Below are 6,006 nucleotides of genomic sequence, written 5' to 3'. Positions count from 1 at the left end.
TCCCTACAACGACAAAAGCAGCGTCCATCTTCTCCCATCCTTGCCTAATCGGGCTTCGCTTGCGGCCCTGGCGACTGTTCGGGGTCGATGGAACGGCGGACGAAGACCCAAGCTCTCCCACGGGCTTGGTGTCCCAAAGGAACTTCGGTCTCCCGTCCGCCACCGCACCGCTAGCAATAGCAGATGCGGCAACGTTCAAGTTACAAGGAAAAAAGATCAATCGCCGGCGACGAAGAACGCCCAGCGGCCCTCGGGCGTGATGCCGAGGCGGTAGAAGACGTAAGCGCCGTATTGCTTCATGTCCTCGTAGTCGCCGGCGGTGACGATCTTGAACAGTTCGACTTTCTGGCGCGGATCGAGCTTGTCGAGTGGGATGCCGAAGAAATAGGGCCAGACATAGAGGTCCTCGTCGGTGCCTTCGCCGAGATGGACGTAGCCCGCATTCAGAACCTCTTCCATGATGGCGAGGATTTCCTGGCCTTCGCCGTCGCCGGACAGCCCCTTGATGAAGGCGATCGGGTCGCCTTCGACTTCGGTGAAAGACAACTGCGGCATGGCATCGCCCTTGCCGATCAGCGGTCGAAGCTTTTCGATGTCACCGGTCTTGGCGGCTTCGACGAGCAGGCTGCGCATGCGCGCGACCGGCTCGGGCAGGCGGCTGAGATCATAGACGATCTCGGGCAGTGGTCCCTCGGTGTCGAGATGTGGCGCGGCAGGTCCAGTGGCGTCAGGCGTTGCCGGCTCGTCCTGGGGTTCGGTCTGCTGGTCTTCGGGCGCTTGGTCGGTGGCAGGGGGATTGGCTGCCGGCGGCGTCTGGATCGGGTCGGGCATTGGCACTGACTTTTCCGGCGTGCCCTGATCCGTCGCGGGCTTTTGCGGCGTGACAGGTGCAGGAATCTCTTCGCGCTTGATCTCGCTCAGTGCGAACGCCGTTGAGGCATGAAGCGGCAGGACAAGCGACGCGGCAAGGCCGAGAACAGCAAGTTTCAATGCGCCTCGGGGCGCCGTATCAGTCTGTGGCCGCATCAATTCCAGGCTCCGGTAYTCTAGAGTGCCGCGCGTCCTATCGGATGCGCTAGTGACGCTCCACCACTTCAAATCTGCCCGGCATGATGGCGAAACCGTGTCGGCTAGTCAAAGAACTGGGGTTGGGCTCAATGCCGCAGGCGCAGCGGCTCGAAGTCGCCAGCCTCGACCTTGGCACGCATGCGGTCGAGCATTGCAAGGGCAGCGCGCTCGCCATTGGCGGCCACGATCTCGGCAAAAGCGGTCGCTAGCGCTGCTTCGGCGATGATCTCGGGCTCGATGCCGGCGGACAGTCCCTCGGCCCATGCCTCATTGTGGCTCTCGACGGCGGTCAGGCGCTTTTCTTCCCGAACCAGGGCGTCGATGTCGGTTACGCTTTGTTCCATTTCGGTCTTTCACCCTGCCAAGCGACCCGGTGATTCGGATCAACTTGAGCTATCCCTTTAATGTCCCGTTAAGACAGCTAACACAATCGGCAGGCCGTGTACCCTCGGCAATGCCGAGAAAGTAAATAGCCTGTTAATTACCGTAGCGCGAGGCGATGTCGCGGCTGAGTGCCTCGCCTTCCTTCATGTAGCGGGCAATMGCCGCAGTCGCGGACGGCGTGCAGGCAGTGTAGGCGCCGTCGAAAGAGCGATAGCCGCGGTTGAAACTGGCGATGAACCGGGCGCGGCGCTCGTGCGAGGGATTCTCGGCCTGGAGCAGCTTTTCCATCTCGCCGCGCCATTCGGTGCCCTTTTCGCCGCACAGATTGCGCAGGAAATGCAGCGACCCCAAGACTTCGGCCAGCCGCAGCAGGCCGGGCTCGAAGKGAGCGTCGACAGCCCGCGCCGGTGCTGCGAACACGGTGCTCGCGGCAAGCGTCATGGCAATCAACAAGGTCGAAGCGCGGCTCATAAGCTTTTGTGGCGAAACAATTTGTCGCCGGCAAGGCTGCAGCTCGGTCTATCCCGGCAGAATTACGTGGCCGTCCAGAAGTTCAAGCACGATCTCCAGCGTCGAATCGGTCAGCGGCAGGCGCTTGATCTCTTCGAGGTCATGAAACGCCGCCTCGTCGGCGTCGTCGCCGCTGATCGGTTCGCCGCCGATATGACGCGCGCCGAAGACGGTGAGCAGGTAGACCGAAGCACCTTCGGCTCGACTGTCGATGAGGATCTCGCGCAGCGGCACCAGCGTGCCGACAGCGATGCCGGTCTCTTCCATGAGTTCGCGGCGGGCGGCGTCCTCAAGGGTTTCATCGGCTTCGACCCGACCGCCGGGAAAGGCATAGAGGCCCTTGGAAGGCGCGCGGCCACGGCGAACGAGCATGATCGCGCGGTCGCGCAACACGGCGACCGAAACTGCGGGGACTATTGTTGCGTCGATCATCTCACCACCCTTGGCCTTGCTCCATTGGGGAGCGGCGGGCCGAGACTGCTTTAGCGGTTGCGGTCGCAGCGATCCATCGCCACTTTCAGGACGAGTATGAGCGAAGGCCAAAAATCATGTGCGGACGAATAGCGGTTCTGGCGTCACCCGACGAAACGGCCGCCTTTCTGGGCGTCGGAGATCTCGAAAGTTTTCCGCCGCGCTACAATGTGGCGCCGACGCAGCCGATTCTCGTTGTGTTGGCCGGCCCGCAGCGTCCGCCCGGCTCGAACCTGCCCGACCGCATGGCGCTGCTGGCGCGGTGGGGGCTGATCCCCGCCTGGACGAAGAACCCGGCCGACATGCCGCTTTTGATCAACGCGCGTTCCGAATCGGCGATCGAAAAGGCCTCGTTCAAGGCCGCGATGCGCCACAGGCGCGCGCTGATCCCGGTTTCCGGCTTCTACGAATGGAAAAAGCTGCCGGGCAACCGGCGCCAGCCCTATTGGCTGAGGCCGCGCAAAGGCGGTCTGGTGGCGCTGGCCGGGCTTATGGAAACTTGGAGCGAGCCGGGCGGCTCGGAGATGGACACCGCAGCCATCCTGACCACCAGCGCAAGTGCCGACATCCTGCATATCCACGACCGCATGCCGGTAGTCATCCAGCCTGAGGATTTCGCCCGCTGGCTCGACTGCCGCACCCAGGAGCCGCGCGACGTCGCCGAACTGATGCGCCCGGCACAGACCGATTTCTTCGAGCAGATTCCGGTGTCGGAACTGGTCAACAAGGTCGCCAATGTCGGGACCGAAATCCAGGAGCGGGTCGAACCGCTGCCTGAAGCAGCGCCCGCCAAGCCAAAAGTGGAAAAGCGTAAGTCCAGCGACGACGACCAGATGAAACTGTTTTGAGGTCACGCTAGAAGGTCTGCGTGTCCACGCCCATCGTTTCCGCCGCCATTTCCGGTTTTCTGCTTGGTGCGTCGCTGATCATCGCGATCGGCGCGCAGAACGCGTTCATCCTGCGCCAGGGGCTGCTGCGCCAGCACGTTTTCATCTTGAGTCTGATCTGCGCGCTGTCGGACGCATTGCTGATCGCCGCTGGCGTCGCCGGGCTAGGCACGCTGATTTCGCAATCGCCGAACCTGATCATGGCGGTGACGGTCGGCGGCGCACTGTTCCTGTTCACCTATGCGGCGATCGCCTTTCGCCGCGCCCTGAAGCCCGAAGTGCTGCAGGCGGCCGAATCGGGCGAGACGAGGCTGTGGCCGGCTGTCGCCGCCTGTCTCGCCTTCACCTTCCTCAACCCGCATGTCTATCTCGACACGGTGGTGCTGTTGGGCGGCCTTTCGGCCGCCTACGAAGGTCAGGCGCGCCTTGCCTATGGGCTCGGCGCTGCGACCGCATCGTTCGTCTGGTTCTTCGGGCTCGGCTATGGCGCCCGGCTTCTCGAGCCGGTCTTTGCCCGGCCTGCCGCGTGGCGCGTGCTCGATCTTCTGATCGGCGTGGTGATGACCGCGATCGGTCTCAGCCTGGTGAGCCGGGCCTAGGCTGCCTTGGTAAGCTTGGGCTGTGCCTTGTCTTTCTTCGGCGCGCAGATCAGCGCGGCAAGAATTGCTGCGGGGCCGATGGCCCGGTAGTGCTTGGCGAGCTCGGCGTACTGGCTACGCGCTCGGTCTGCTTCGGCTTGTTTTCGTTTCATTGGTCTCTTCCCTAAAGTCAGCTCTGTTGAGAGCGGCTGCATTTGCTTACGGATTCGGTCGAATTCGTGGCATGCAGCGCCTTTTATCCGGGCAATGTTTCATTAACGTGCCGGGATGCTTAATAAATTGTTTCGGTACTGCGTTCGTTCCGGTTCGGGCGGTAAAGTTTCATGTCGCTGCGTCTTGACGGCAACAGGTTCGTGAGGCGATAAAGCCCGTGATGAAAACGTCTTTCGCCATTTCCGGCACTTGCATTATTGGCTAGCGTTCGCGCTGGTCAGGACGTTTTCGCCTCATCTTCACACGAGACAGGTCAAACGCCCGGGCCAGCAGGCCAGGGGAGAAGCATGTCTGATTCAATGAAAAAGCCTGCGGCATTCAAGGGCTTGCGCCTTACCAACACGCTGACGCGCACGAAGGAAGACTTCGTGCCTATCGATCCGCTAAACGTGCGGATGTATGTCTGCGGGCCGACCGTCTACGACTTCGCCCATATCGGCAATGCGCGCCCGGCGATCGTTTTCGACGTGCTGTTCCGCCTGCTGCGCCATGTCTATGGCGCCGATCACGTCACCTATGTGCGCAACCTCACCGACCTCGATGACAAGATCAACGCGCGCGCCCTGCGCGACTTCCCCGATCTGCCGCTCAACGAGGCGATCAGGCGCGTCACCGAAAAGACGGCGAACCAGTACCAGGCCGACGTCAAGGCGTTGGGCTGCCTCGAGCCGACCGTCGAGCCGCGGGCAACGGAGTTCGTGCAGCCGCGTGCCGACGGCCGCGCCGACATGATCACCTTGATTCTCAGCCTCATCGAACGCGGCCATGCCTATGAAGCTGAAGGCGAGGTGCTGTTCGACACCGGCTCGATGGCGGACTACGGGCAATTGTCGAAGCGCAATCTCGACGAGCAGCAGGCAGGCGCCCGCGTCGAGGTCGAGGCGCACAAGAAGAACCCCGGCGATTTCGTTTTGTGGAAGGCGTCCTCGGCCGAAGAGCCGGGCTGGGAAAGCCCCTGGGGCCGCGGCCGCCCCGGCTGGCACATCGAGTGCTCGGCCATGGCATCGGCCTATCTCGGCGAGGTCTTCGACATTCATGGCGGCGGGCTCGACCTGATCTTCCCGCATCATGAAAACGAGATCGCCCAGTCGCGCTGCGCCCACGGCACCGAAGTCATGGCCAACTACTGGATGCACAACGGCTTCCTTCAGGTCGAGGGCCAGAAGATGTCCAAGAGCCTGGGCAACTTCTTCACCATCCAGGAACTGCTGGAGACCGAGCGTTTCGGCGGCCGTAAATGGCCGGGCGAGGTGCTCAGGCTGGCGATGCTGATGACGCATTATCGCGAGCCGATCGATTTTAGCGTGAGGAAGCTGGAGGAGGCCGAGAACACGCTTCGCAAATGGAAGCGCGCGGCAGACGCGGCTGGCACGGCGGACAGTCACGTTCCCGAAGCACTGGTTGCGGCGCTGAGCGATGACCTGGCAACGGCCACCGCGTTCCATGGGTTGTCGCAGCTGGCGAGCGAGGCGGCTGCGAATGTCGAAGCGGCTGCGAGATTGAAAGCGGCACTGCTGTTTCTCGGTTTTGGGCTGGATGCGGCCGAGGTCGACGAGGCTGCTGTTGCCGACGTGATCGCGGAACGCCTCGCCTTCATCGCTGCCAAAAACTGGGCCGAGGCGGATCGCATTCGCGACGAGCTTCTGGCGCAGGGCGTGCAGCTCAAGGACGGCAAGGATCCGGTTTCGGGCGAGCGCGTGACGACCTGGGAGGTCAAGCGGTGATGATGGTGGTGCACGGCGTGGATAGGTTGGGGCTGTATGCCCCCCTCTGCCCTGCCGGGCATCTCCCCCTCAAGGGGGGAGATCATGCTGTGGCGGCGTTTTGCCTTGGCTTGAAACGTTGGCGATTGGGCTGGTCGGTAGATGACAGTG

At 62.5% G+C, this 6,006-nt stretch carries 8 protein-coding genes; 3 read left to right on the top strand and 5 right to left on the bottom strand.

What is annotated here, in order from left to right:
* Window positions 1–216: 216 nt before the first annotated feature.
* The 4 genes from AC1DUU_RS20810 to AC1DUU_RS20795 all read right to left on the bottom strand — a co-directional run bounded on the left by AC1DUU_RS20810 (window position 217) and on the right by AC1DUU_RS20795 (window position 2,394).
* Window positions 217–1,026 carry a hypothetical protein gene (locus AC1DUU_RS20810; protein ID WP_476785297.1) on the bottom strand — a complete coding sequence of 270 codons (810 nt, stop codon included), beginning with the start codon at window positions 1,024–1,026 and terminating at the stop codon, window positions 217–219.
* 128 nt (window positions 1,027–1,154) lie between these two features.
* A complete protein-coding gene (locus tag AC1DUU_RS20805) occupies window positions 1,155–1,412 on the bottom strand; it encodes a hypothetical protein (protein WP_476785296.1) in 258 nt (85 codons plus the stop codon).
* A gap of 133 nt (window positions 1,413–1,545) precedes the next feature.
* Window positions 1,546–1,923, bottom strand: a complete 378-nt coding sequence (locus tag AC1DUU_RS20800; protein WP_476785295.1) for a TIGR02301 family protein — start codon at window positions 1,921–1,923, stop codon at window positions 1,546–1,548.
* A gap of 48 nt (window positions 1,924–1,971) precedes the next feature.
* On the bottom strand, window positions 1,972–2,394 hold the full coding sequence (locus AC1DUU_RS20795; RefSeq protein WP_476785294.1) for an NUDIX hydrolase: 423 nt from the start codon (window positions 2,392–2,394) through the stop codon (window positions 1,972–1,974).
* Window positions 2,395–2,510: 116 nt separating this feature from the next.
* Here AC1DUU_RS20795 and AC1DUU_RS20790 point away from each other — a divergent pair, with 116 nt between their 5' ends.
* Together AC1DUU_RS20790 and AC1DUU_RS20785 are read left to right on the top strand one after the other, a co-directional pair.
* The gene (locus AC1DUU_RS20790) at window positions 2,511–3,281 is read left to right on the top strand and encodes an SOS response-associated peptidase (protein WP_476785293.1); all 771 of its coding nucleotides are present in this window, start codon (window positions 2,511–2,513) and stop codon (window positions 3,279–3,281) included.
* Window positions 3,282–3,313: 32 nt separating this feature from the next.
* Window positions 3,314–3,919, top strand: coding sequence for a LysE/ArgO family amino acid transporter (locus AC1DUU_RS20785; protein WP_476785298.1), 606 nt, complete (start codon window positions 3,314–3,316; stop codon window positions 3,917–3,919).
* Here the strand turns inward: AC1DUU_RS20785 and AC1DUU_RS20780 are convergent.
* Window positions 3,916–4,071 (bottom strand): transcriptional regulator, encoded by a 156-nt coding sequence (locus tag AC1DUU_RS20780; protein WP_476785292.1) that lies wholly within the window; start codon window positions 4,069–4,071, stop codon window positions 3,916–3,918. The genes AC1DUU_RS20785 and AC1DUU_RS20780 overlap by 4 nt on opposite strands.
* Window positions 4,072–4,419: 348 nt before the next feature.
* Here AC1DUU_RS20780 and cysS point away from each other — a divergent pair, with 348 nt between their 5' ends.
* Entirely contained in the window at window positions 4,420–5,856 is a 1,437-nt protein-coding gene (gene cysS / locus AC1DUU_RS20775; protein ID WP_476785291.1) for a cysteine--tRNA ligase, read from the top strand.
* The last annotated feature ends 150 nt before the right edge of the window (window positions 5,857–6,006 follow it).

It is taken from the genome of Aminobacter sp. P4_H6_2 (genome assembly GCF_056400805.1).
This window is presented reverse-complemented; position numbering and strand designations above follow the sequence as displayed.

Coding starts and splice junctions, on each gene's coding strand:
- AC1DUU_RS20810 (WP_476785297.1), bottom strand. CDS start 1,026: ATGCGGCCACAGACTGATACGGCGCCCCGAGGCGCATTGAAACTTGCT.
- AC1DUU_RS20805 (WP_476785296.1), bottom strand. CDS start 1,412: ATGGAACAAAGCGTAACCGACATCGACGCCCTGGTTCGGGAAGAAAAG.
- AC1DUU_RS20795 (WP_476785294.1), bottom strand. CDS start 2,394: ATGATCGACGCAACAATAGTCCCCGCAGTTTCGGTCGCCGTGTTGCGC.
- AC1DUU_RS20790 (WP_476785293.1), top strand. CDS start 2,511: ATGTGCGGACGAATAGCGGTTCTGGCGTCACCCGACGAAACGGCCGCC.
- AC1DUU_RS20780 (WP_476785292.1), bottom strand. CDS start 4,071: ATGAAACGAAAACAAGCCGAAGCAGACCGAGCGCGTAGCCAGTACGCC.
- cysS (WP_476785291.1), top strand. CDS start 4,420: ATGTCTGATTCAATGAAAAAGCCTGCGGCATTCAAGGGCTTGCGCCTT.